The 22,624-nt window shown below is 71.3% G+C and carries 19 protein-coding genes and 1 pseudogene; 13 read left to right on the plus strand and 7 right to left on the minus strand.

What is annotated here, in order from left to right; genetic code table 11:
* The first annotated feature begins 102 nt into the window (after positions 1–102).
* Positions 103–417 (plus strand): hypothetical protein, encoded by a 315-nt coding sequence (locus tag OHO27_RS26710; protein ID WP_328427510.1) that lies wholly within the window; start codon positions 103–105, stop codon positions 415–417.
* Here OHO27_RS26710 and OHO27_RS26715 read toward each other — a convergent pair whose 3' ends face one another.
* Positions 418–912 carry a nucleotidyltransferase domain-containing protein gene (locus OHO27_RS26715; RefSeq protein ID WP_328427511.1) on the minus strand — a complete coding sequence of 165 codons (495 nt, stop codon included), beginning with the start codon at positions 910–912 and terminating at the stop codon, positions 418–420.
* A 129-nt stretch (positions 913–1,041) separates the two neighbouring features.
* On the opposite strand from OHO27_RS26715, the gene OHO27_RS26720 reads away from it, so the two are divergent.
* The 5 genes from OHO27_RS26720 (at position 1,042) to OHO27_RS26740 (ending at position 8,759) form a co-directional block, all read left to right on the plus strand.
* Entirely contained in the window at positions 1,042–1,833 is a 792-nt protein-coding gene (locus OHO27_RS26720; protein WP_328427512.1) for a serine hydrolase, read from the plus strand.
* A 53-nt stretch (positions 1,834–1,886) separates the two neighbouring features.
* The gene (locus OHO27_RS26725) at positions 1,887–2,918 is read left to right on the plus strand and encodes an esterase-like activity of phytase family protein (RefSeq protein WP_328427513.1); all 1,032 of its coding nucleotides are present in this window, start codon (positions 1,887–1,889) and stop codon (positions 2,916–2,918) included.
* A 94-nt stretch (positions 2,919–3,012) separates the two neighbouring features.
* Positions 3,013–6,732 carry an ABC transporter ATP-binding protein gene (locus OHO27_RS26730; protein WP_328427514.1) on the plus strand — a complete coding sequence of 1,240 codons (3,720 nt, stop codon included), beginning with the start codon at positions 3,013–3,015 and terminating at the stop codon, positions 6,730–6,732.
* A gap of 112 nt (positions 6,733–6,844) precedes the next feature.
* Complete coding sequence (locus tag OHO27_RS26735) at positions 6,845–7,234, plus strand: hypothetical protein (RefSeq protein ID WP_328427515.1); 390 nt, start codon at positions 6,845–6,847, stop codon at positions 7,232–7,234.
* Positions 7,235–7,349: 115 nt separating this feature from the next.
* On the plus strand, positions 7,350–8,759 hold the full coding sequence (locus tag OHO27_RS26740) for a S28 family serine protease (RefSeq protein ID WP_328427516.1): 1,410 nt from the start codon (positions 7,350–7,352) through the stop codon (positions 8,757–8,759).
* A gap of 27 nt (positions 8,760–8,786) precedes the next feature.
* On the opposite strand, the gene OHO27_RS26745 is transcribed toward OHO27_RS26740, so the two are convergent.
* Entirely contained in the window at positions 8,787–9,464 is a 678-nt protein-coding gene (locus tag OHO27_RS26745; RefSeq protein WP_328427517.1) for a hypothetical protein, read from the minus strand.
* A 140-nt stretch (positions 9,465–9,604) separates the two neighbouring features.
* A complete protein-coding gene (locus OHO27_RS26750) occupies positions 9,605–11,458 on the minus strand; it encodes a glycoside hydrolase family 3 protein (RefSeq protein ID WP_328427518.1) in 1,854 nt (617 codons plus the stop codon).
* A 443-nt stretch (positions 11,459–11,901) separates the two neighbouring features.
* On the opposite strand from OHO27_RS26750, the gene aroA reads away from it, so the two are divergent.
* Genes aroA through OHO27_RS26765 form a run of 3 tightly spaced genes read left to right on the plus strand, consistent with a single transcriptional unit; the run spans position 11,902 to position 14,424 of the window.
* Positions 11,902–13,140: a 3-phosphoshikimate 1-carboxyvinyltransferase gene (gene aroA, locus OHO27_RS26755; protein WP_328427519.1), complete on the plus strand. Its 1,239-nt coding sequence runs from the start codon at positions 11,902–11,904 to the stop codon at positions 13,138–13,140.
* Positions 13,141–13,153: 13 nt separating this feature from the next.
* A complete protein-coding gene (locus OHO27_RS26760) occupies positions 13,154–13,849 on the plus strand; it encodes a GNAT family N-acetyltransferase (RefSeq protein ID WP_328427520.1) in 696 nt (231 codons plus the stop codon).
* Positions 13,846–14,424, plus strand: a complete 579-nt coding sequence (locus OHO27_RS26765) for an RBBP9/YdeN family alpha/beta hydrolase (RefSeq protein WP_328427521.1) — start codon at positions 13,846–13,848, stop codon at positions 14,422–14,424. The genes OHO27_RS26760 and OHO27_RS26765 overlap by 4 nt, the downstream gene beginning before the upstream one ends.
* Before the next feature lie 15 nt (positions 14,425–14,439).
* On the opposite strand, the gene OHO27_RS26770 is transcribed toward OHO27_RS26765, so the two are convergent.
* The 3 genes from OHO27_RS26770 to OHO27_RS26780 all read right to left on the minus strand — a co-directional run bounded on the left by OHO27_RS26770 (position 14,440) and on the right by OHO27_RS26780 (position 16,973).
* A complete protein-coding gene (locus OHO27_RS26770; protein WP_328427522.1) occupies positions 14,440–15,240 on the minus strand; it encodes a sugar phosphate isomerase/epimerase family protein in 801 nt (266 codons plus the stop codon).
* Between the two features lie 96 nt (positions 15,241–15,336).
* On the minus strand, positions 15,337–16,269 hold the full coding sequence (locus OHO27_RS26775; protein WP_328427523.1) for a bifunctional helix-turn-helix transcriptional regulator/GNAT family N-acetyltransferase: 933 nt from the start codon (positions 16,267–16,269) through the stop codon (positions 15,337–15,339).
* A 107-nt stretch (positions 16,270–16,376) separates the two neighbouring features.
* Entirely contained in the window at positions 16,377–16,973 is a 597-nt protein-coding gene (locus tag OHO27_RS26780; protein ID WP_328427524.1) for a dihydrofolate reductase family protein, read from the minus strand.
* A 225-nt stretch (positions 16,974–17,198) separates the two neighbouring features.
* On the opposite strand from OHO27_RS26780, the gene OHO27_RS26785 reads away from it, so the two are divergent.
* Positions 17,199–17,999: a DUF4389 domain-containing protein gene (locus tag OHO27_RS26785; RefSeq protein WP_328427525.1), complete on the plus strand. Its 801-nt coding sequence runs from the start codon at positions 17,199–17,201 to the stop codon at positions 17,997–17,999.
* A gap of 53 nt (positions 18,000–18,052) precedes the next feature.
* Here OHO27_RS26785 and OHO27_RS26790 read toward each other — a convergent pair.
* Positions 18,053–19,101 (minus strand): annotated as a pseudogene (locus tag OHO27_RS26790) (LacI family DNA-binding transcriptional regulator).
* 290 nt (positions 19,102–19,391) lie between these two features.
* Here OHO27_RS26790 and OHO27_RS26795 point away from each other — a divergent pair.
* From OHO27_RS26795 to OHO27_RS26805, 3 genes are read left to right on the plus strand one after another with little or no spacing between them, the layout of a single operon-like run.
* On the plus strand, positions 19,392–20,549 hold the full coding sequence (locus tag OHO27_RS26795; RefSeq protein ID WP_328427526.1) for a Gfo/Idh/MocA family protein: 1,158 nt from the start codon (positions 19,392–19,394) through the stop codon (positions 20,547–20,549).
* Complete coding sequence (locus OHO27_RS26800; protein WP_328427527.1) at positions 20,546–21,697, plus strand: dihydrodipicolinate synthase family protein; 1,152 nt, start codon at positions 20,546–20,548, stop codon at positions 21,695–21,697. Before OHO27_RS26795 ends, OHO27_RS26800 begins: the two co-directional genes overlap by 4 nt.
* The gene (locus OHO27_RS26805; RefSeq protein WP_328427528.1) at positions 21,694–22,524 is read left to right on the plus strand and encodes a sugar phosphate isomerase/epimerase family protein; all 831 of its coding nucleotides are present in this window, start codon (positions 21,694–21,696) and stop codon (positions 22,522–22,524) included. The genes OHO27_RS26800 and OHO27_RS26805 overlap by 4 nt, the downstream gene beginning before the upstream one ends.
* Positions 22,525–22,624: the final 100 nt, after the last annotated feature.

Genomic DNA, 22,624 nt, shown 5'->3' on the forward strand with positions numbered 1-22,624 from the left:
CCACACGCCTACGGCGCCGCCTCTGGTCGCCGTACCGGGGGTCGGCATCGGGTCCTGCGGCATGCTCGCGGCGCGAGCGGGGGCCGCTCGATGAAGGAGGACGTGCACAGCACTCACCCCGCGACAGGTGTACGCCTGCTCCCCTGGACCGGGGAAGGCGGCAAAACGTGCTACCTCGGCACCGGCGGAACCGGCCCTGTGTCCCGTGTGGCGGACGCCGTCGAGAGCGTTCAGCTCGGAATGGCGGGCGAGCTCCTCGGCCACGCGGACGACATGCTCGCCGACCGACGAGCAACGCCCGCGCAGCTCCGCTTCCTGCTGGCCCGGATGAGCGAGGCGCTGACCGATGTCCGTCGGATCGCGGAGAGCCGGGGTGCGCGTGTTCCCGTCCCCGCCTGCGACGACTCCGGCCAGTGATCAGAAATGCGTGGTGATCCCGAACACCCGCCGCAGCTGAGCCATGTCGTGCCGGTCGCGGTCCGCCGGCTCGTACCCCTGGTGGAAGTGGACCTGCTGCTCGGCGGACAGGCACGGGACCGTCGTACCGCCGATCCTGCCCGTCACGAAGGCCGACGCGGGGTAGACGAAGGGGCGTGACGGTTCGGGTGACGCCTGAAGCGCGGAGCCGTCCTCGGCGAAGACCAGGGGGTGGAGGTCGATCTCCCGCCCGTCCGGAGCGGTGACCACGAACCGGACCGGGCGCCAGTCCAGGGTTTCCACGAAGCCCGCGTCCGCGAGGGCTGCCACCACGGCCGTCTCCTGGTCCTGGCGGTGCATCAGGTCCAGGTCGCGGTGGTCGCGGGTCTGCTCCCCGATCAGGGCGTCGATGCCCCAGCCGCCGCCGATCCAGATATCGGTCCGCGCCTTTCGGAGCAAGGACAGGACGGACAGTACGCCGCCAGCGGTCATCATGCGTACAACCTTTCATGCGTGCTCGTTGGTCAGAAGGACATGACTCACGGGACAACGAGCAAGAAGGCAAGACGCGTTTCCGGACGCGCGAGAGCGGGCGTCGCGACAGGTGTGGGCGTCGGCGTCGTCATGGCGTCCATAGCCGTCGCCACCCCCGCCGTCGCGGCGCCCTCGCCCACCGTCAGCTGTACGTCCGCCAAGGCCGGCCTCGCCGCCAAGTTGACGAAGGACATCACCGCCGCCCTGGCCAACCGCAAGGGCACCATCGCGGTCGGCCTCTACGACCGTTCCACCAACACCACCTGCGCCCTGCGGGCCTCCAGCGCCTTCGACTCCGCCAGTGTCGTCAAGGTCACCGTGCTGGCCGCGCTGCTGTGGGACGCGAAGAAGCACAACCGGTACCTCACCGATCGTGAGACGTCCCTCGCCAAGGCCATGATCACCAAGTCGGACAACGCCGCGACCAGCACGCTCTGGAAGCAGCTCGGCCTGACGAAGGTCAAGGGCTTCCTCACGGCCGCCGGTATGACCCAGACCAAGCCCGGCGCGAACGGCTACTGGGGCCTGACCCAGATCACCGTCACCGACGAGCAGAAGCTGCTCAAGCTCATCACCGCCAGGAACTCGGTGCTCAGCGACAACTCTCGCGCCTACATCCTGCAGTTGATGGGCCAGGTCGTCTCCTCGCAGCGCTGGGGCACACCGTACGGAGTGCCGTCCGGCGTCACGGTGGCGGTCAAGAACGGCTGGCTGCAACGCGCCACCCAGGGCTGGCGGGTGCACAGCGTCGGCGCGTTCAAGGGGCGGGGCCACGACTACGTGATCACGGTGCTCACCCATGGCAACAGCACCATGAACTACGGCATCACGACCATTCAGGGCGTCGCCAAGGTCATCCACAAGGACCTGGCCGCGAGCTGAGCCTTAACGAGGCGGCCCACCTCGCGTCACCCACCCGCCCTACGGTGACCCCCATGCGCCTGAGAACCGTACTCGCGACCGCCACCGCGGGCCTGGCGGCGGCCACCTGCCTCACCGCCGCCGGCCCCGCGAACGCCCACGCCACCTCGCCGGGCCGCCACGCCTGCTCACCCTCCGTCTCCCTCGACCGCTTCTCCGACGCGCTCGACAAGACGACGTACGAGGGCACCTTCGTCGGCAACTTCTCCGCGCTCGCCGTGGACCGCGACGGCTCCCTCGCGGCCCTCTCCGACCGCTCCTCCCTCTTCGGCCTGAACGGCACGACGCTCGCGCCGAAGAAGGTCGTCCCGCTCGCCGACGAGAGCGGAGCCGCCCTCGACTCCGAGGGCCTCGTCATCGACCGGGACGGCACCCGGCTGATCTCCTCCGAGACCGAGCCCTCCATCCGCCGCTACTCCCGCGACGGCCGGATCCTGGACCGCCTCCCCGTGCCGGACGCGCTGAAGGTCGCCCCGGCCGGCCGCGCCGTCTCCAACGGCACCTTCGAGGGCCTGACCCTCCTCCCCGGCGGCCGCACCCTGCTCGCGTCGATGGAATACGCCCTGACCGGCGACAGCGCGGACATCGTCCGCTTCCAGACCTGGAACCGGATCAAGGGCGGCCACTTCGAGCCCGGCCGCCAGTACGCCTACCGCGCCGACACCGGCCTCGGCGTCCCCGAGCTCCAGGCGACCCCCGACGGCCGCCTCCTCGTCCTGGAACGCGGCTTCACCGCCGGCGTCGGCAACACGGTCCGCCTCTACCTGGCCGACCCGCGCCGCGCCACGGACACCAGCGGCGTCGAGAAGCTCACCGGCCAGGACGGCGTACGCCTGATCAAGAAGACGCTCCTCGCCGACATCGTGAACTGCCCGTCACTGGGAGCGACCGCCAAGCAGCCCCAGCCGAACCCGCTCCTCGACAACATCGAGGGCATGGCGATCACGGGGTACTCGAAGGGGCGCCTGAAGGTGCTGCTGGTCAGCGACGACAACCAGAACGCCGTACAGACGACCCGGTTCTACCAGCTGCGCGTACGTATCTGAGCGCACCGCCCCCGGCTTTGGTGCGGCGGGATGAAATCGAGGCTCGTCGGCGTTGGTGCCTTCCGGTAGATCAGGACGGACGGAGGGCACCGGCGTGGCAGTGCAACGGGGATGGGCACGACGGCTGTGGGGCTATGCCTGGCGCTACCGCAGGGACGTGATCCTCGCCCTCGGCTCCTCCCTCGCCGGAATGGCCGTCATGGCGGTCGTCCCGCTGATCACGAAGGTGATCATCGATGACGTCATCGGCGATCACACCCGCGGCATGGCCGTCTGGGCCGGCCTGCTGATAGCCGCGGCCTTCGTCGTCTACGTCCTCACCTCCGTCCGCCGCTACTACGGCGGCCGCCTCGCCCTCGACGTCCAGCACGATCTGCGCACGGACATGTTCCGGACGATCACCCGGCTCGACGGGCGGCGGCAGGACGAGCTGTCCACCGGGCAGGTGGTCGGGCGGGCCACCAGCGACCTCCAGCTGATCCAGGGCCTGCTCTTCATGCTCCCGATGACCATCGGGAACTTCGCGCTCTTCCTGATCTCCCTGATCGTCATGGCGTGGCTGTCGCTGCCGCTCACCCTGGTCGCGCTCGCCGTGGCCCCGGCCCTGTGGTGGATCGCCAAGCGCAGCCGGACCAAGCTGCACCCCTCCACCTGGTACGCCCAGGCCCAGGCCGCCGCCGTCGCCGGCGTGGTCGACGGGGCCGTCAGCGGCGTACGCGTGGTCAAGGGGTTCGGCCAGGAGGAGCAGGAGACCGGGAAGGTCCGGGAGGTCAGCCGACGGCTCTTCGCGGGGCGGCTGCGCACCATCCGGTTCAACTCCAGGTACACCCCGGCACTGCAGGCCGTCCCCGCTCTCGGGCAGGTCGCCATGCTCGCGGTCGGCGGCTGGCTGGCGGTGCGCGGGCACATCACGCTGGGGACGTTCGTGGCGTTCTCCACCTACCTCGCCCAGCTGGTCGGCCCGGTCCGGATGCTCGCCATGGTCCTCACGGTCGGGCAGCAGGCCCGCGCCGGCAGCGAGCGGGTGCTGGAGCTGATCGACACCGAACCGTCGATCAAGGACGGCGGCATGACGCTGCCCGCCGACGCCCCGGCGACCGTCGAGTTCGACGACGTGTCCTTCGGCTACGACGACGAGCGGCCGGTCCTGGACGGGCTCTCCTTCGAGATCCAGCCCGGCGAGACCCTCGCCGTCGTCGGCTCCTCCGGCTCCGGCAAGTCCACCGTCTCGCTTCTCCTCCCGCGCTTCTACGACGTCACAGGCGGCGCCGTCCTCGTCGGCGGACATGACGTGCGCGAGCTGACCTCCGACTCGCTGCGGGCCGCGATCGGACTGGTCCCCGAGGACTCCTTCCTCTTCTCGGACACCGTCCGCAACAACATCGCCTACGGCCGTCCCGACGCGACCGACGAGCAGATCGAGGCCGCCGCACGCGCCGCCCAGGCGGACCGTTTCATCGCCGAGCTGCCCGACGGCTACGAGACCACGGTCGGCGAGCACGGCCTCACCCTCTCCGGCGGCCAGCGCCAGCGCGTCGCGCTCGCCCGCGCGATCCTCACCGACCCCCGGCTCCTCGTCCTCGACGACGCGACCTCGGCGGTGGACGCCCGCGTGGAGCACGAGATCCACGAGGCACTCAAGCACGTCATGGAGGGCCGCACGACCCTCCTCATCGCGCACCGCCGTTCCACCCTCGGCCTCGCCGACCGCATCGCCGTCCTCGATGCCGGCCGTCTCGCCGACATCGGCACCCACGAGGAACTCCAACAGCGCTCCGCCCTGTACCGACGCCTCCTCACCGACCCCGACGAACTCGGCGGCGTCTCGCCCGGCCACGCCCAGCCCGCCTGCCCCCAGGAGGACACCTCCGTACGTGACGAGCTGGACGCCGAGTTCGACGCCGAGCGCGGGGTGACCCCGAGGCTGTGGACCGGTGACCGTGAGCGCAGGGACCTGGCGCTCGCGGAGTCCCCGGCCACTCCCGAACTCCTCGCCCAGGTGGAGGCACTGCCCCCGGCCGTCGAGCGACCCGACATCGACGAGGCGGATGCGGTCCGGCCGGAGGAGTCGTACGGCCTGAAACGGCTGCTGCGCGGCTTCGGGCTGCCCCTGCTGATCAGCCTCGGTCTCGTCGCCATGGACGCCGGCATGGGGCTGCTGCTGCCCGTCCTGATCCGGCACGGCATCGACTCGGGTGTCACACAGGTCGCCCTCGGCGCGGTCTGGGCGGCGTCCCTGCTCGCCCTGCTCGCGGTGACGGTCCAGTGGGTGGCTCAGATCGGCGAGACGCGGATGACCGGACGCACCGGCGAGCGCGTCCTGTACTCGCTGCGCCTGAAGATCTTCGCCCAGCTCCAGCGGCTCGGACTCGACTACTACGAGCGGGAGCTGACCGGCCGGATCATGACCCGGATGACGACGGACGTCGACGCCCTGTCGACCTTCCTCCAGACGGGCCTGGTCACCGCCTTCGTCTCCGTCGTCACCTTCTTCGGCATCATGGTCGCCCTGCTGGTGATCGACGTCGAGCTCGCCCTCGTCGTCTTCGCGACGCTGCCGCCGCTGATCGTCGCGACGTACTACTTCCGCCGGGCGAGCGTGAAGGCGTACGAACTCGCCCGAGAGCGGGTGTCGGTGGTCAACGCCGACCTCCAGGAGTCGGTGTCCGGGCTGCGGATCGTGCAGGCCTTCCGGCGCGAGCGGGACGGCGGCGCACGGTTCGCCGAGCGCAGCGACAGCTACCGCCAGGCCCGCATCAGGGGCCAGTTCCTGATCTCGATCTACTTCCCCTTCGTGCAGTTCCTGTCGTCGGGGGCCGTCGCGGCGGTGCTGATCGTGGGCGGCGGCCGGATCGACGACGCGACGCTGACGACCGGCGCGCTGGTGGCGTACCTGCTCTACATCGACCTGTTCTTCGCGCCCGTCCAACAGCTCTCCCAGGTCTTCGACGGCTACCAGCAGGCGACGGTCTCGCTCGGCCGCATCCAGGAACTGCTGCGGGAGCCGACCTCCACGAAGGCGGCCGCGGAGCCGCTGGAGGTGCTGTCGCTGCGGGGCGAGGTCCGCTTCGAGGACGTGGACTTCAAGTACGGCGACGACGAGGCGGCGCTGAGCGACGTCGACCTGCGGATTCCGGCCGGGCAGACGGTCGCGTTCGTCGGCGAGACCGGCGCGGGCAAGTCCACCCTCGTGAAGCTGGTGGCCCGTTTCTACGACCCGACCGGCGGCCGCGTCACCGTCGACGGCACGGACCTCCGCTCCCTGGACATCACGTCGTACCGCCACCGGCTCGGGGTCGTCCCGCAGGAGGCGTACCTCTTCCAGGGCACCGTCCGCGACGCCATCGCCTACGGCCGTCCCGACGCGACGGACGCCGAGGTCGAGGCCGCGGCCCGCGCGGTCGGCGCCCACGAGATGATCGCCACCCTCGACGGCGGCTACCTCCACGAGGTCGCCGAGCGCGGCCGCAACCTCTCCGCCGGGCAGCGCCAGCTGATCGCACTCGCCCGCGCCGAGCTCGTCGACCCCGACATCCTGCTCCTCGACGAGGCGACGGCAGCACTGGACCTGGCCACGGAGGCCCAGGTCAACCACGCCACGGACCGCCTCGCCGGCCGCCGCACCACCCTCGTCGTCGCCCACCGCCTGACCACGGCCGCCCGCGCGGACCGGGTCGTGGTGATGGACCACGGACGGGTCGCGGAGGACGGGACGCATGAGGAGCTGCTGGCGCGTGGGGGGCGTTATGCGGAGCTGTGGCGGACGTTCATCGGGCAGGCGGAGCCGGAGGAGCCCGTCGGGGCGGTGCGGTAGGCGCCGCGGGGCGTGTGGCCGTGACGGCCGTGACGGCCGTGCAACCATCCGGCATACGACGTGCGTCCGTACACCAGTACGCTCATTGCCGGTGTACGGGGAGGACAACCAAGTGGACAGAGGTGCGATACGCCGACGACTGGCCGTCGGCCTGGCGTTGCTGACCGCGTCCGGACTGCTCGCGGTCGCGGTGCCGGCCGAGGCGCAGGCCGCCGCCTCGCGCTGTGAGGGACGCAAGGTCAGGACGTACCCGTTCGCCACCGGCACCCTGTATGTCTACAAGCGGGGCGGCCACATCTGCGCGATCACCGTGCCCAAGGACCCCGGGCGCAGGCAGAAGATGATGGTCAGTGTGCAGGCGTACCGGGCCAGGCCGGTCGTCGACGAGGGCCAGTACAGCCGCCGGGCCGGCCCGGTCACCGTCCACGCCGGGCACCGCTGCGTGTGGGTGAAGGGGAAGGTGGGGCGGGGTTCGGTGAGCAAGGGCTGGATTCTGTGCTGAGCGGAGTCTTCCGCCGCCGTTCGGCCAACCCTGCCGCGATTTCGTCATCTCCCCTGGTGCGGTGCGCAGTTGCTCGCTAGCTTGCGGCGCACATCCGCTTCCCAGGGGAGGGTGCATGGTTCGCAAGACCCTCAGATGGCTGCTGGCGCTCGCGCTGCTCACCGGCGCGCTCGGCACGGCCACGGCACGTGCGGCCACCGCCGCCGAGCCGGACATCGAGGAACGGCTGCTGTCCATACCGGGCATGAGCCTCATCGAGGAGAAGCCGTACCCCGGCTACCGCTTCTTCGTCCTCGCGTACACCCAGCCCGTCGACCACCGCAATCCGTCCGCGGGAACCTTCCAGCAGCGCCTCACCGTGCTGCACCGGGACGTCTCCCGCCCGACCGTCTTCTACACCAGCGGCTACGAGGTCTCCACGGCACCGAGCCGCCGCGAGCCGACACGGATCGTCGACGGCAACCAGATCTCCATGGAGTACCGCTTCTTCACACCGTCCCGGCCCGCACCGGCCGACTGGACCAAGCTGGACATCCGGCAGGCGGCGGCCGACCAGCACCGCATCTTCACGGCGCTGAAGCCGGTCTACGACAAGAAGTGGCTCTCCACCGGCGTTTCGAAGGGTGGCATGACCGCCACGTACTACGAGCGCTTCCACCCCCGTGACATGGACGGCGTCGTCGCCTACGTGGCCCCCAACGACGTGGTGAACGCAGAGGACTCGGCATACGACCGCCACTTCGCCCGCGTCGGCACCAAGGCGTGCCGGGACCGGCTGAACGCTGTGCAGCGGGAGGCGCTGGTGCGCCGGGAGCCGCTGAAGGAACGGTACGCGGCGTACGCGGCCGAGCACGGCTACACCTTCGACACGCTCGGCAGCCTGGACAAGGCGTACGAGGCGGTCGTCCTGGACTACGTCTGGGGCTTCTGGCAGTACAGCCTGCTCTCCGACTGCGACACGATCCCCGCGGACGCGGCCCACGCCACCGACGAGGCGATCTGGAACTCCCTCGGCGAGGTCGGGGGGTTCTCCTTCTACGCGGACCAGGGCCTGGAGCCGTACACGCCGTACTACTACCAGGCGGGCACGCAGCTGGGCGCACCGGCGATCGGATTCCCGCACATAGAGCGCAAGTTGATCCGCTACGGCTACCTCCCGCCACGCGACTTCGTCCCGCGCGAGATCCCGATGCGATTCCAGCCGAGGGCCATGCACGACGTGGACACCTGGGTCCGCCACAACGCCCGGCACATGATCTTCGTCTACGGCGAGAACGACCCCTGGGGCGCGGAACGCTTCCGGGTCGACAAGGGCGCGCGTGACGCCCACGTCTTCACGGCACCGGGAGCCAACCACGGGGCGCTCGTGGCAGGCCTCGTGCCCACCGAGCGCGAGCTGGCCACCGCCCGCATCCTGAACTGGGCGGGCGTCGCGTCACCATCGGCCGAGCCGAGGCCGTTGGCGACGTACGACGCGGAACTCGACGCCCAGGGCGTGGAACGGGAGTCCGCGCTGCGTCCGTGACGCCCGTCGGCGGGTAGACCGCAGGCCTCACACCGGCCGCGCGCAGCCCACCGGTCTCTCGCCGCCCAGCTGGACGTACAGGGCCGTGGACAAGGGGCACTTCGCCCGCTTGTCCACGGCCTTGGTCACCTTGTACTGCGGCTTCTGCGGGCCCTGGCCGTCGCACGCCGTCTCGCGCACCTGTCCGTCGCCGGAGCTGTAGACGCAGTCGCCGACGATCGTGCGGGGGCCGCCCCCGCTGCCCGGGTCGCCGGGGTGGGGCAGGGCAAGGTTGCGCATGCAGGCGTAGCCCTGCGGGATCGCGCCGTCGCCGTCCTCGTCGGACGTCCGGCTCTGCTCGCTGATGTGCAGGACGAAGTCCGTGGTCCCCGGGCACAGCGGCCCGTCGCCGACCGTGCCGTCGTGCCGCGCCACGACCCGCGCCGCCGCCCGCTCACCCGTGCAGGACACCTCGCTGAAGCTCGTCGTCCCGAAGGAACTGCACTCGTCGACGCCGAGGAACACCGCGCCGTAGCCGGCGGGCCGCGTCGGCGGTGTCACCAGCTGCTCGCCCGCGTTCTGGCTCCGGCTCTCGCTCTCGTTGCCGCTCTCACCGAGCCGCCCGCTCTGCTCCGCCGCTCCCGACGGACTCTGACACCCCGTCAACAACGCGCTGAGCAGCGCAAGCAACGCACAGGCCACCCCTACAGCACTTCTCCCACGCATCGCACTCCCCCCGGTACCCCCGACCAGCGTGACCCGCCGCGGCGGGCGCACGCCAGACGTGTGGGGTCCTTTGCGCCGGTTGGGGGTGAGTGTGCCCGTTGTGTGACGTACGGGCGCTACGTCCAAAGTGCTACATGGTGCTAACCGCGCCCGTACGACAGCCCGTGGCCGATCGGATACAGCACCCGCGTCGGATCGTCCGCCCGCTGCACCGGCACCGGCAGCTTCCCGCGCGGGGCCACCCGCCCGGCGATCACCCGCGCGGCGGCCCGCAGCTCGACGTCGGTCCAGGAGTAGGACGCCAGGCAGGCCTGCACGGCGGGCAGATGGGCCACGTCGTACGGGTTGCGGACCGCGACCGCCACCACCGGCCTCCCCGTCGCGAGAAGCTGCTCGACCAGCGCCTTCTGCGTACTGCTCGCCGTGACGTTGTACGTCCCGACCACCACCGCGTCCGCCGCCCGAGCCGCCTCGACGGCCTTGGCGATGGCGGCGGAGGAGGGCGCCGTACCTGTCGACAGGGCGGTGGCCGTGAAGCCCAGCTCGGTGAGCGCGGCGGCGAGCACGCCGGTCGGCGGTCCCGTCGTACCGGACGGGGAGGCGGGGTCGGCGCCGACGACGAGGACTTTGGGGTGCGTGCGCCGGGACAGCGGAAGGAGCGAGCCCTCGTTGACGAGCAGGGTCGTCGTCCGCTCGGCGATACGGTCGGCCGTCCTGAGGTGGGACGCGGTGCCGACGTTGCGGTCGACCCCGTCCTGGCTGACGTACGGGGCGTCGAACAGCCGTAGCTTCGCCTTCAGCCGCAGGATCCGCAGGATCGATTCGTCGAGCCGCGCCTCGGTCAACTCGCCGTCCTGGACGGCCTTCAGCACCGCGTTCCACGCGATGTCGAGGGAGGGCGGGTTGAGGAGCTGGTCCACGCCCGCCTTGAGCGCGAGGACGGGGACGCGGTCGTCGCCGTACTTCGTCCGTACGCCCTCCATGCCGAGCGAGTCCGTCACCACGAGCCCGTCGTAGCCGAGTTCCTCGCGCAGGATGCCGGTGAGGATCGGGCGGGAGAGGGTGGCCGGGTCGCCGGAGTCGTCGAGGGCCGGGACCATGATGTGCGCGGTCATGATCGAGTCGATGCCGGCCCGGATGGCGGCTCGGAAGGGCGGCGCGTCGAGCTGGTTCCACTGCTCGCGGGTGTGGGTGATGACCGGGAAGCCGTAGTGGCTGTCGACGGCGGTGTCGCCGTGGCCGGGGAAGTGCTTGGCGGTGGCCGCGAGTTGCCGGAAGTGCTGGTATCCGGCCACCTCGGCGGCGACCATGCCGGCCACCGCGGCCGGTTCGGCGCCGAAGGAGCGGACGCCGATGACGGGGTTGGCCGGGTTCACGTTCACGTCGGCCACGGGGGAGTAGTTCTGCCGGATGCCGAGCGCCCTGAGTTCCTGTCCGGCGATACGGCCGAGGGTGCGGGCGTCGGCGCGGGAGCCGCCGGCTCCGACGGCCATGGCGCCCGGGAAGAGGGTGGCGGGCTCGCCGACGCGGCAGACGATGCCGTGCTCCTGGTCGGTGGAGACGAGGACGGGCAGGCCACGGGGCTGGGCGAGGGACGCCCGCTGGATGCCGTTGGACAGGTCGGCCATCTGGTGCGGGTCGCGGGTGTTGTGCGCCCAGGTGAAGTAGATGATGCCGCCCACCCGGTACCTGGCGATCAGCTCGGCCGCCGTACGGACGCCGATCTCCTTGAGGTTGGCGTCGATGTCGGCCTGGTCGGGGGCGGTGGCGGAGTGGCCGTAGACCCGCATGACGAAGAGCTGGCCGACCTTCTCCGGCAGGGTCATCCGGGCGATGAGGGCCCGCAGTTTCCTGTCGTCGTGCTTGCCGTCGGGGCCGGCGTGGGCGGTGCCGCCGAGGGCGAGGGCGGAGGTCATGCCGGCGGTGGCGGCGAGGACGGTGCGTCTGGAGGGGACCGAGTTGTTTCCCATGCTTCCCGTGCTGGTGTCGGGCACGTGCGCTCCTTCCGGAGGTGGTGCGCTGAAGGAAACTTCCGAGAAGTCACCAATAACCGGGAAGTTTCTGCCAGTCAAGGGAGTGCACGGCAACCGGTCGCCAAGGAGGGGCCGCCATCGGCGCAGTTGGAGGGGGGCGCGCCGATGACGGCATGCTGCCGGCCGCGGCACGGCGGAGAGGGTGGGTCAGCGATCGCAGCCAGCAGCGAGGGCCGACACCGCACCACGGTGACTCTCCGGCAGCTTGCGGGTTGGACGAGCGGGGATGGGGCTGGGTTCCCGGGATGGCCGGAAATCGGGAAGTTGGTGAGGTGGGGGGTGGTGGGGCGGGTGGGGGACGGGGAGGGGCTGTCCGGGCGAGGGTCCCGTGCGGGACGGGACCAGGCAGGTCCACCCCATGGACGCCCCCGCGTCGAAGCCGCCGGGCGGGCGATCATGTGGGTATGCCCGCAGTCGACGTCCCCGGTTCCAAGTCCGTCACCGCCCGCGCTCTCTTCCTCGCCGCCGCCGCCGACGGGGTCACCACCCTCGTACGCCCGCTCCGTTCGGACGACACGGAGGGCTTCGCCGAGGGGTTGGGGCGGCTCGGTTATCGGGTCGGACGGACTCCGGACACCTGGCAGGTCGACGGCCGCCCGCAGGGCCCCGCGGTCACCGAGGCCGACGTCCACTGCCGGGACGGCGCGACGACGGCCCGCTTCCTGCCGACGCTGGCCGCCACCGGCACCGGCACGTACCGCTTCGACGCCTCGCCCCAGATGCGCCGCCGGCCACTGCTGCCGTTGACCCGGGCCCTGCGTGACCTGGGCGTGGACCTGCGGCACGAGGTCAGGGAGGGCCACCACCCGCTGACCGTGACGGCGGCCGGCGTCGAGGGCGGGGAGGTGACGCTGGACGCGGGCCAGTCGTCGCAGTACCTGACGGCGCTGCTGCTGCTCGGGCCGCTGACCCGCAAGGGCCTGCGCATCACGGTCACCGACCTGGTCTCGGTGCCGTACGTCGAGATCACGATCGCGATGATGCGGGCCTTCGGGGTGGAGGTGGGCCGGGAGGGCAACGCCCTCGTGGTGCCGCCCGGCGGCTACCGCGCCACGACGTACGCGGTGGAGCCGGACGCCTCGACCGCGAGCTACTTCTTCGCGGCGGCGGCCGTCACGGGCGGCGAGGTGACGGTTCCGGGCCTGGGCGAGGGGGCGCTCCAGGGCGACCTTGGCTTCGTCGACGTACTGCGGTGCATGGGCGCGCAGGTGGAGGTGGGCGCGCAGTCGACGACGGTCCGGGGGACCGGCGGACTGCGGGGCGTCACCGTCAACATGCGGGACATCTCCGACACCATGCCGACCCTCGCGGCCATCGCCCCGTTCGCCTCCGGCCCGGTGCGGATCGAGGACGTGGCGAACACCCGGGTGAAGGAGTGCGACCGGCTGGACGCCTGCGCGGAGAACCTGCGGCGGCTTGGGGTGGCGGTGACCACGGGCCCCGACTGGATCGAGATCCAGCCTGCGGCTGCCGGTGGCCTGGCCGGTGCGGAGATCAGGTCGTACGGCGACCACCGCATCGTCATGTCCTTCGCGGTGACGGGGCTGCGGGTGCCGGGTATTTCGTTCGACGACCCCGGGTGCGTGCGGAAGACTTTCCCGGGGTTCCACGAGGAGTTCGGGGCGCTGAGCGCGGGGTTGTGACGGGGGTAGTCGGGTGAGCTTCACGCTGGAGGGGCCGGTCCTCGAGGGCACGCTGGTGCGGCTGGAGCCGCTGGAGCACCGGCACGCGGCCGATCTGGCGGTCGCGGTGGAGGAGGGCCGCGGGAGCTACTCGTACACATGGGTGCCGAGGGCCCACGAGGTCGGTGACTACATCGACGCGCAGCTCGCCCGTGCCGCGACGGGGCGGCTGGCGCCGTACGCGCAGGTGTCCGTCGCCTCGGGGCGGGCCGTCGGCGCCACCTCGTACTGGGAGCCGCGCTGTTGGCGCTCCGACGATCGGCTCGACGCCGTCGAGGTCGGGTTCACCTGGCTCGCCCGCTCCGCCCAGGGCACGGGCATCAACGCCGAGGCCAAGCTGCTGCTTTTCCGGCATGCCTTCGAGAAGTGGGGCGTGTCCCGCGTGGACCTGAAGACGGACGCCCGCAACGAGCGCTCGCGCGCGGCGATCGAGAGCGTGGGCGCCCGCTTCGAGGGCGTGCTGCGGAACTGGTCGCGTTCCTGGGCGCCGGGGGAGGAGGGGCGGTTGCGCGACTCCGCGATCTTCTCCCTCACGGCGCAGGAGTGGCCGGGGTGCCGGGGGCGGTTGGAGGATCGGGTGGCGGGGTTCCTGTCGCGGGGGGCGTCGGCCGACGGGCCGGTGGCGGCACTGGACCGCCCTGGGCATGATCGGAAACCATCGGCGTCATGACCGCTTACCTCATCCTCCACGGCTGGCAGAACCACCGGCCCCAGGACCACTGGCAGCACTGGCTCGCCGACCGGCTCGGCGAGTTCGGGCACCAGGTCGTCTATCCGCAGCTGCCCGAGCCGGACGACCCCGAACTGGAGGTCTGGTTGGGGGAGCTGGGCCGGCACCTCGGTGGGCTCGATGCCGGGGCGGAGCGGGTCGTGGTCGCGCACAGCCTGTCCGCGGTGCTGTGGCTGCACGCTGCCGCGCGCGGGATGCCGGGGCTCGACGTGGACCGGGTGCTGCTCGTCGCCCCTCCGTCCGGCGCCGTGCTCGCACAGCACCCGGAGGTCGCCCGATTCGCCCTGTCGTCCCTGGAGTTCACCCTCCCCGGCCCGACCCGCCTGGTCGCCGGCGACGACGACCCGTACTGCGAGGAAGGCGCCGACACCGTCTACGGCACGCCCCTCGCCCTCCCGACCGACATGCTCCCGGGCGCCGCCCACCTCGACCTGGACGCCGGTTATGGGCCGTGGCCCGCCGTACTGGGCTGGTGCCTCGACCCGACGGCGCCGATCATGGCGCGTCCCGAGTAGCGGCGGCTCCGGCGGCTACGCCGACTCGTTGAGCAGCCGCGCCAGATGGTCCCGTCCCGCGCCGAGCAGTTCGGGAAGGGGCGCGGCCTCCTCGTACCACCGCTTCTCGTACTCCCAGCACAGCCAGCCGTCCCAGCCGTGCCGGGAGAGGACCTCCACGCAGTCGGCGAGCGGCAGCACTCCTGTGCCCAGCGGCAGCGGCGTGGTGTCGTCGGCGGAGGCGATGTCCTTGACCTGGACGTAGCCGAGGAACGGGGAAAGGGCCGCGTAGCTCTCCGAGGGCTGCTCGCCGCCCAGCCAGGTGTGCATGACGTCCCACAGCGAGCCGACGTGGCGGTGGCCGACCAGGCCGAGGACGCGGATCGCGTCGGCGGCGGTGCGGTGCGAGTCGTGGGTCTCCAGCAGGATCCGTACGCCCATGTCGGCGGCGTACTGCGCGGCCGTACCCAGCCGTCGCGCGGCGATGGCGTCCGCGGAGTGCGGGCTCTGCTCGGGGTCGGCGCCGGGAAAGACACGGACGTAAGGCGCGCCGAGGTCGTGGGCGAGGTCGACGAGGGTGCGCATCTCCTCGATCACGGGCCCGTCGTCACCGGGCGCGGCGACCCGGGCGTACCCGGCCAGGCCCAGGAGCTCGATGCCGGCGGCCTTGAACTCGGCCGCCACGTCAGCCCGTTCGGCTGGGCCGAGGCCCGTGTGCACCGGCTCCTCGGCGTGCGTGCGCAACTCGACGCCGTGATAACCGTGCGCTGCCGCGAGCCGCAGCACGTCGGGGACGGGGAGACCGGGGACGCCGAGGGTGGAGAACGCCAGTTTCATGCATCCCACCTTGCCAGGGAAAAGAGGGTGCGCCCATCCGGCAGGCGGGCCGGGGGACGCTCCGGATCTGTCACCTCCTGCCCGCCGTACGTGACCTCACTCCTGCGTGCCGTGGAGATCCAGTCGCCAGTCCTGCCCGGTCAGGTCCTTGCCGAAGGAGCGGTGGGGTTTCTCCGCGGACAGGACGAAGCCGTGGCGCTGGTAGAGGCGGCGGGCGGCGCCCAGGACGTCGTTGGTCCACAGGACGAGGTCGCGGTAGCCGACGCCGCGCGCGAAGTCGACGACGGCCGTCACGAGCCGGTCGCCGATGCCGAGGCCGCGCGCGTCGGGCTCGACCAGCAGCAGACGGAGCCGGGCCGTGGCGGGCGCCTCGTCGCGTACGCACATCACGCAGCCGACCGGGCGGCCGTCCAGCTCGGCGATCCACACCCGCTCCAGATGCGGGTCGTGATCCTCCGCGAAGTCGGCGACGATCCTCGCCACCAGGCCCTCGTAGTCGGCGTTCCAGCCGTACTCGGCGGCGTACAGCGCGGCGTTGCGCTGCACGATCCAGCCGAGGTCGCCGGGGCCGGGCTCGCGCAGCAGGACGTCCTCGCGGCGGGGAGGGCGGCCCTCGGACAGGATCGTACGGACGGTCGTCATCGCCTCGGCGAGACGCGGCCGTTCGGCGGCCGGCACGGTCGCCAGCAGGGAGCCGACCGATTCGGTCGCCCGTTCCTCCAGCAGCTTGCCGGTCTCCCGGCCGCGCGCGGTGAGCGTGACGCGCCGGCGCCGGGGGTCCTCCCGGGAGGGGGTGCGTTCGATGAGCCCGTCCTGCTCGAACTTGTTCAGGATCCGGCTCAGATACCCCGCGTCCAGGGAGAGTTCGGCCCGCAGGTCGGCCGCGTCCGTACGCGGGGAGTGCGCGAGCTCGTACAGGACGCGGGACTCGGTGAGGGTGTACGGGGCGTACAGGTGGCGGCTGTAGTCGAGGGCACCGATGACGTTGGTGTAGAAGCGGTTGAAGGCGCGGATGTCATGCACGGTCATGGTCGATCCCGAAGGCTCCCCGCGGGGCCGCTGGGCCCCCGGTTCCGGATGTTTGACTCAGTCAGAGGTTCCGATGGGTCGAGCCTAGGACGTCCGCGCCCTCGTCGCTAGCCCTCGGTGGCGGGCCGGTAGACGCAGACCTGTGCGCCGGTCTTGGCGGCGGTGGTGGAGACGAGTTCCAGCGGCCGCTTCCCCCCGTCCTGCGGGAAGATCGACTTCCCGCCGCCGAGCAGCACCGGCATCACGACGAGCTGCAGCTCGTCGACCAGCCCCTCCTGGATGAGGGTCCGCACGAGGGTGGGGCTGCCCATCATCGCCAGGTCGCCGCCCTCGGTCTCGCGCAGCTCCCGCACCCGGGCGACGGCCTCGGCGCCGGGGACGAGGGTGGTGTTGTTCCAGGTCAGGTCGGCATCGGTGAGGGTGCCGGAGACGACGTACTTCTTGATCGAGTTCATCCGGTCGGCGAAGGGATCCCCGGCCCGCTCCGGCCACGCCGCAGCCATCGTCTGCCAGGTACGGCGCCCGAAGAGCAGTGCCTCGGCCCTCTGCATCCCCGCGTCGAAGGCCCCGCCCAGGACCTCGGCGTCGAAGTACGGATGCGACCAGCCGCCGTGCGCGAACCCGCCGTCAGTGTCCTCCTGGGGACCGCCGGGGGCCTGGACGACACCGTCGAGGCTGATGAACTCGGAGATGGCGATGCGCATGGGATTCGCTCCTGTTGTCCGCTCGGGGTAGCCCGTGACTACGGCATGGAAGACCGCAGTGGGGGCCGGAAATCATCGGTGGGTCGAGTCAAGAGGCGGAACCGGGCATTCGGCAGGGGGCGTGGGCGGGCTACCTCCGTTTGGACCTGTGCAGGGCGCGAGGGCCGCTGCGTCGCCGCAGCATGGTCGTGTCAGGCGGCATCAACGGCACGACTGGGAGTCCTCATGACGACGGACTGGGAGGATCAGCGGACCGCTCACGGTCCCGAGGGCGGTGAGTGGCTGCCCGTCCTCGACATCCCCGCTGCCGCACGGCAGCGCCGCTGGACCGTCCTGCTGCGCTGGCTGCTGCTCCTGCCGCAGTTCGTGGTGGTCTGCCTGCTCTCGATCGCGGCGTTCTTCGTGACCATCGTCGGATGGTTCGCCGCCCTGTTCACGGGACGGCTGCCGGACGCGATCTTCTCCTTCCTCGGCTCCGTCCTCGTCTACCGCACGCGGGTCGGGGCGAGCGCGATGCTGCTGGTCGACCGCTATCCGCCGTTCTCGTTCTCGGCTCCCGACCACCCCGTGCAGATCGAACTGCGCGCCACGCCTCTGAATCGGCTCGCGGTGTTCTTCCGCCTGATCCTGATGATCCCGGCAGCGATCATCAACAACCTCGTGCAGGCGGGCTGGTTCACGGTCAGCTGGGTGTTCTGGCTCATCGGCATCGTGCTGGGACGGCTGCCCGCGCCGGTCTTCGCCGCCACGGCCGCCGTCGCCCGCTACCAGATGCGTTTCACCGCGTACGTCACGATGCTGACCCCCGCCTATCCCAAGCGGTTGTTCGGCGACGAGCGGACCCCACAGGACGCGGTCCGCTCCGGCACCCGGCCGCTGCTCCTGGACACCACGGCCACGGTCCTCGTCGTGCTCTTCCTGCTGCTCGGCCTGGCCGGCCATGTCGTCAGCAGCGCCGTGGACTACGACGACCACGACCAGGAGACTGCCGGCGTGACGGCCCCGGCTTCGGTGCCCGCACGCTGAGCAGTTCCCCCGGCACCTGATTCCTGATGCCGCTCAGGCGCTCACACGGGGCCTCAGGCCTCCCGAGGCCCCCCGGAAGACCCCCGAACCATCAACTCCCCCCGGATCGTGGCGATCTCCCCGAGCGGCGGCTCCTCCCGCCCCATCGCGATCCGCCCGGCCCGTGCCCCCGCCTCCGACAGCGGCAGCCGCACGGTCGTGAGGGAAGGCACCGTGTCGAGGCTGAACGGCAGATCGTCGAAGCCGGCGACCGAGAAGTCATCCGGAATCCGCAACCCGGAGTCCCGCAGAGCCGCGCACGCGCCAAGCGCGACCGAGTCGTTGGCGGCCACCACGGCCGTCAGCGACGGATCCCGCCGCAGCAGCTCCAGCGTCGCCTCATAGCCCGACTGCCGGTCGTACCGGCCGTACACCGTCCAGCGTGGATCCTCCTCGATCCCGTGCGCCTCCAGTGCCGCCCGGTGCCCCTCCAGCCGGTGCCGGGTCGTCGTCCGCTCCTCCGGCCCCGCGATGTAGCCGAGCCGCCGGTGCCCCAGCCCGATCAGGTGCTCGGTCAGTTCACGCCCGCCGCCACGGTTGTCGAAGGTCAGCGCGATCGCGCCGGTGTCCGGCGCCGGCGGCCGGCCGCAGAGCACGACCCGCGTCCCGGCGTCCGCCAGCTTGCGCAGCTTCGCCGCGACCGCGGCCGCGTGCGGCGCGTTCTCGACGGCGCCGCCGGTCAGTACGACCGCCGCCGCCCGCTGCCGCTGCAGCAGCGTCAGGTACGTCAGTTCGCGCTCCGGCGAACCCCCGTGTTGCAGACGACCGCCAGCCGCTCACCGCCGGCCCGGCCGCCCGGACCCCCTATCTCGGACTGGATCGCGCTCGCCATGATCCCGAAGAAGGGGTCGGCGATGTCGTTGACCAGGATGCCGACCAGGTCGGAGGTGGCGGCGGCCAGCGCGCTCGCGGGACCGTTCAGCACGTAGTCCAGCTCGTCCACCGCCCGCAGCACCCGTTCCCGGGTGGACGCGGCCACAGGGTAGTTGCCGTTCAGTACGCGCGACACCGTCGCGGGGGAGACCTGCGCGCGGGCCGCCACGTCCGCCAGGGTCACCGTCATCTCGTCGTCCTCCGGTCGCGCATCTCGTCGATCCACCTCGTACGTGCTCACAGACAGGCCTGCCTCCTCGTAGACAGGCCATCCGCGGTCACGGTTCCGTGTATGTCGAGCAGACCTTACGGCCAGAAACCCCCGTTGTTCGTCCCCTCGAACAACTCAGGCTGGTCACGGTCTTGTCCGGACCGCTGCTCAGAGGCTAGCTTCTCACCATGTAGAAAGCGCTTGCTGTGACGCTCACCAGTGCAAGACAGGGCGTACGCGGCGCAGACCTCGCGTACGAAGGGAACGACGTGACACGCAAGACGGTGCGTATCGCCATGAACGGTGTGACAGGGCGCATGGGCTACCGCCAGCACCTGGTCCGCTCCATCCTGGCCATCCGTGAGCAGGGCGGTCTCGACCTCGGCGACGGCACCGTGCTGTGGCCGGAGCCGATCCTGGTCGGCCGCCGCGAGTACGCCCTGAAGGCGCTCGCCGAGCAGCACGGCCTGGGCGCGGAGAACGTCTCGACGGACGTGGACGCGGTGCTCGCCGACCCCTCCGTCGAGATCTACTTCGACGCCCAGGTCACCTCGGCCCGTGAGGAGGCGATCAGGAAGGCGATCGCCGCCGGCAAGCACATCTACACCGAGAAGCCGACCGCCACCGGCCTGGAGGGTGCCCTGGAACTGGCCCGTCTCGCGGGCGAGGCGGGCATCAAGCACGGCGTCGTCCAGGACAAGCTCTTCCTCCCGGGCCTGCTGAAGCTCAAGCGCCTCATCGACGGCGGCTTCTTCGGACGGATCCTCTCCGTCCGCGGCGAGTTCGGCTACTGGGTCTTCGAGGGCGACTGGCAGGCCGCGCAGCGCCCGTCCTGGAACTACCGCGCGGAGGACGGCGGCGGCATCGTCGTCGACATGTTCCCGCACTGGGAGTACGTGCTGCACGAGCTCTTCGGGCGCGTGAAGTCCGTGCAGGCCATCGCCACCACCCACATCCCGCAGCGCTGGGACGAGAACGACAAGCCCTACGACGCCACGGCCGACGACGCCGCCTACGGCATCTTCGAGCTCGACGGCGGCGCCATCGCCCAGATCAACTCCTCCTGGGCCGTGCGCGTCAACCGCGACGAACTGGTCGAGTTCCAGGTCGACGGCACGGAGGGCTCCGCGGTCGCGGGCCTGCGCAACTGCCGCGTCCAGCACCGCTCCCTCACTCCCAAGCCGGTCTGGAACCCGGACATCCCGGCCACCTACTCCTTCCGCGACCAGTGGCAGGAGGTCCCGGACAACACCGAGTTCGACAACGGCTTCAAGGCCCAGTGGGAGCTGTTCCTCAGGCACGTCTACGCCGACGCCCCCTACCACTGGGACCTCCTCGCCGGCGCCCGCGGCGTGCAGCTCGCCGAGCTGGGCCTGAAGTCCTCGGCCGAGGGCCGCCGTCTCGACGTACCGGAGATCCAGCCGTGACCATCCGACTGCCCGACTTCAAGGGCGGGTTGAGGGCGTACGAGCCCCGCCCGGAACCCCTGGTGGTGACCCCCGGCACCCCCTTCACCTCCCGTACGGTCTTCTCCGCGGCGCACGTCGTCGCCGACCCGTACGCCGACGTGTCGCCCGACTCGCCCGCCGCCGTCGACTGGGACGCCACCCTCGCCTTCCGCCGCCACCTGTGGTCGCACGGGCTCGGCGTCGCCGAGGCCATGGACACCGCACAGCGCGGGATGGGCCTGGACTGGGCGGGCGCGGCCGAGCTGATCCGCCGGTCGGCCGCGGAGGCCCGTGCCGTGGGCGGCCGTATCGCCTGCGGTGTGGGCACCGACCAGATCACCGCGGGGACTCTCCAGGAGGTCCGGGCGGCGTACGAGGAGCAGCTCGCGGTCGTGGAGGAGTCGGGCGCGCAGGCGATCCTGATGGCCTCGCGCGCGCTGGCCGCCGCGGCGAAGGGCCCGGAGGACTATCTGGAGGTCTACGGCCAACTGCTCCGGCAGTCCGCCGAGCCGGTGATCCTGCACTGGCTGGGCCCGATGTTCGACCCGGCCCTGGAGGGCTACTGGGGCTCGTCCGACCTGGACGCGGCCACCGGCACCTTCCTGGAGGTGATCTCGGCTCACCCCGACAAGGTCGACGGCATCAAGGTCTCCCTGCTGGACGCCCAGCGCGAGATCGACCTGCGCCGCCGCCTCCCGCAGGGCGTCCGCTGCTACACCGGCGACGACTTCAACTACCCCGAGCTGATCGCGGGCGACGGGCAGGGCTTCAGCCACGCCCTGCTCGGCATCTTCGACCCGCTGGGACCGCTGGCGGCCCAGGCGGTCCGGGTCCTGGACACGGGCGACGTCGAGGGCTTCCGCGACCTCCTCGACCCCACGGTCGAGCTGTCCCGCCACCTCTTCCAGACGCCTACCCGCTTCTACAAGACGGGCGTGGTCTTCCTGGCCTGGCTGGCCGGCCACCAGTCCCACTTCACCATGGTCGGCGGCCTCCAGTCGGCCCGCTCCCTGCCGCACTTCGCCCGCGCCTACGAACTCGCCGACGGACTGGGCCTGTTCCCAGACCCGAAGCTCGCGGAGGAACGGATGAGGACCCTGCTGTCCCTGTACGGGGTGAACCAGTGACAGAGCTCGCGCGTTTCTCCATCAACCAGATGACGGTCAAGCAGCTGTCGATGCCGGAACTGGTCGACACCTGCCGCGAGTTGGGCGTCGCGGGCGTCGGCCTGTGGCGGGAGCCCGTCCAGGCGTACGGCCTGGAGGCGACGGCCAAGCTGGTCCGGGACGCCGGTCTGGCCGTCACCACCCTGTGCCGGGGAGGCTTCTTCACGGCGACAAACCCGGCGGAGCGTGCGGCGGCCCTGGACGACAACCGCCGCGCAGTCGACGAGGCGGCGACGCTGGGCACGGAAGTACTGGTCTTGGTGTCCGGCGGCCTGCCGGCCGGCTCCAAGGACCTGCACGGCGCCCGGGAACGGATCGCGGACGCACTGGCGGTGCTCGGCCCCTACGCCGAGGACCACGGCGTGAAACTGGCGATCGAGCCGCTGCACCCGATGTACGCCTCGGACCGCTGCGTGGTCTCGACCCTGACCCAGGCCCTGGACCTCGCGGAACGCTTCCCGGCCCACCAGGTCGGCGTCACGGTCGACACGTACCACATCTGGTGGGACGACAGCGCGCCCGCACAGATCGCCCGGGCGGGCGCGGGTGGCCGTATCCACACCTTCCAACTCGCGGACTGGACCACCCCGTTGCCCGAGGGTGTGCTCAACGGGCGTGGTCAGATCGGGGACGGGGCGATCGACATGCGGGAGTGGCTCGGGTACGTGGAGGCGGCGGGCTACACCGGCGCCATCGAGGTCGAGCTGTTCAACGACGAGCTGTGGGCGCGGGACGGGCGCGAGGTGCTGGCTGAGACGGCGGCGCGGTTCGTGGAGCACGTGGGATAGCGCAGACGGGGTTCGGCGGGGCGCCGACGGCTTTCTGGTCGTCGGCGTTCCGTATGTCCCTGATGATCGATGTCACTACGCCGATCACAGGTGGTCTGGC

Source organism: Streptomyces sp. NBC_00443, assembly GCF_036014175.1.
Classification (GTDB): Bacteria; Actinomycetota; Actinomycetes; order Streptomycetales; family Streptomycetaceae; genus Streptomyces.

Coding starts and splice junctions, on each gene's coding strand:
- OHO27_RS26775 (WP_328427523.1), bottom strand. CDS start 16,269: ATGACCGTGCATGACATCCGCGCCTTCAACCGCTTCTACACCAACGTC.
- OHO27_RS26715 (WP_328427511.1), bottom strand. CDS start 912: ATGATGACCGCTGGCGGCGTACTGTCCGTCCTGTCCTTGCTCCGAAAG.
- OHO27_RS26725 (WP_328427513.1), top strand. CDS start 1,887: ATGCGCCTGAGAACCGTACTCGCGACCGCCACCGCGGGCCTGGCGGCG.
- OHO27_RS26765 (WP_328427521.1), top strand. CDS start 13,846: ATGACCGCTTACCTCATCCTCCACGGCTGGCAGAACCACCGGCCCCAG.
- OHO27_RS26785 (WP_328427525.1), top strand. CDS start 17,199: ATGACGACGGACTGGGAGGATCAGCGGACCGCTCACGGTCCCGAGGGC.
- OHO27_RS26740 (WP_328427516.1), top strand. CDS start 7,350: ATGGTTCGCAAGACCCTCAGATGGCTGCTGGCGCTCGCGCTGCTCACC.
- OHO27_RS26745 (WP_328427517.1), bottom strand. CDS start 9,464: ATGCGTGGGAGAAGTGCTGTAGGGGTGGCCTGTGCGTTGCTTGCGCTG.
- OHO27_RS26780 (WP_328427524.1), bottom strand. CDS start 16,973: ATGCGCATCGCCATCTCCGAGTTCATCAGCCTCGACGGTGTCGTCCAG.
- aroA (WP_328427519.1), top strand. CDS start 11,902: ATGCCCGCAGTCGACGTCCCCGGTTCCAAGTCCGTCACCGCCCGCGCT.
- OHO27_RS26720 (WP_328427512.1), top strand. CDS start 1,042: ATGGCGTCCATAGCCGTCGCCACCCCCGCCGTCGCGGCGCCCTCGCCC.
- OHO27_RS26770 (WP_328427522.1), bottom strand. CDS start 15,240: ATGAAACTGGCGTTCTCCACCCTCGGCGTCCCCGGTCTCCCCGTCCCC.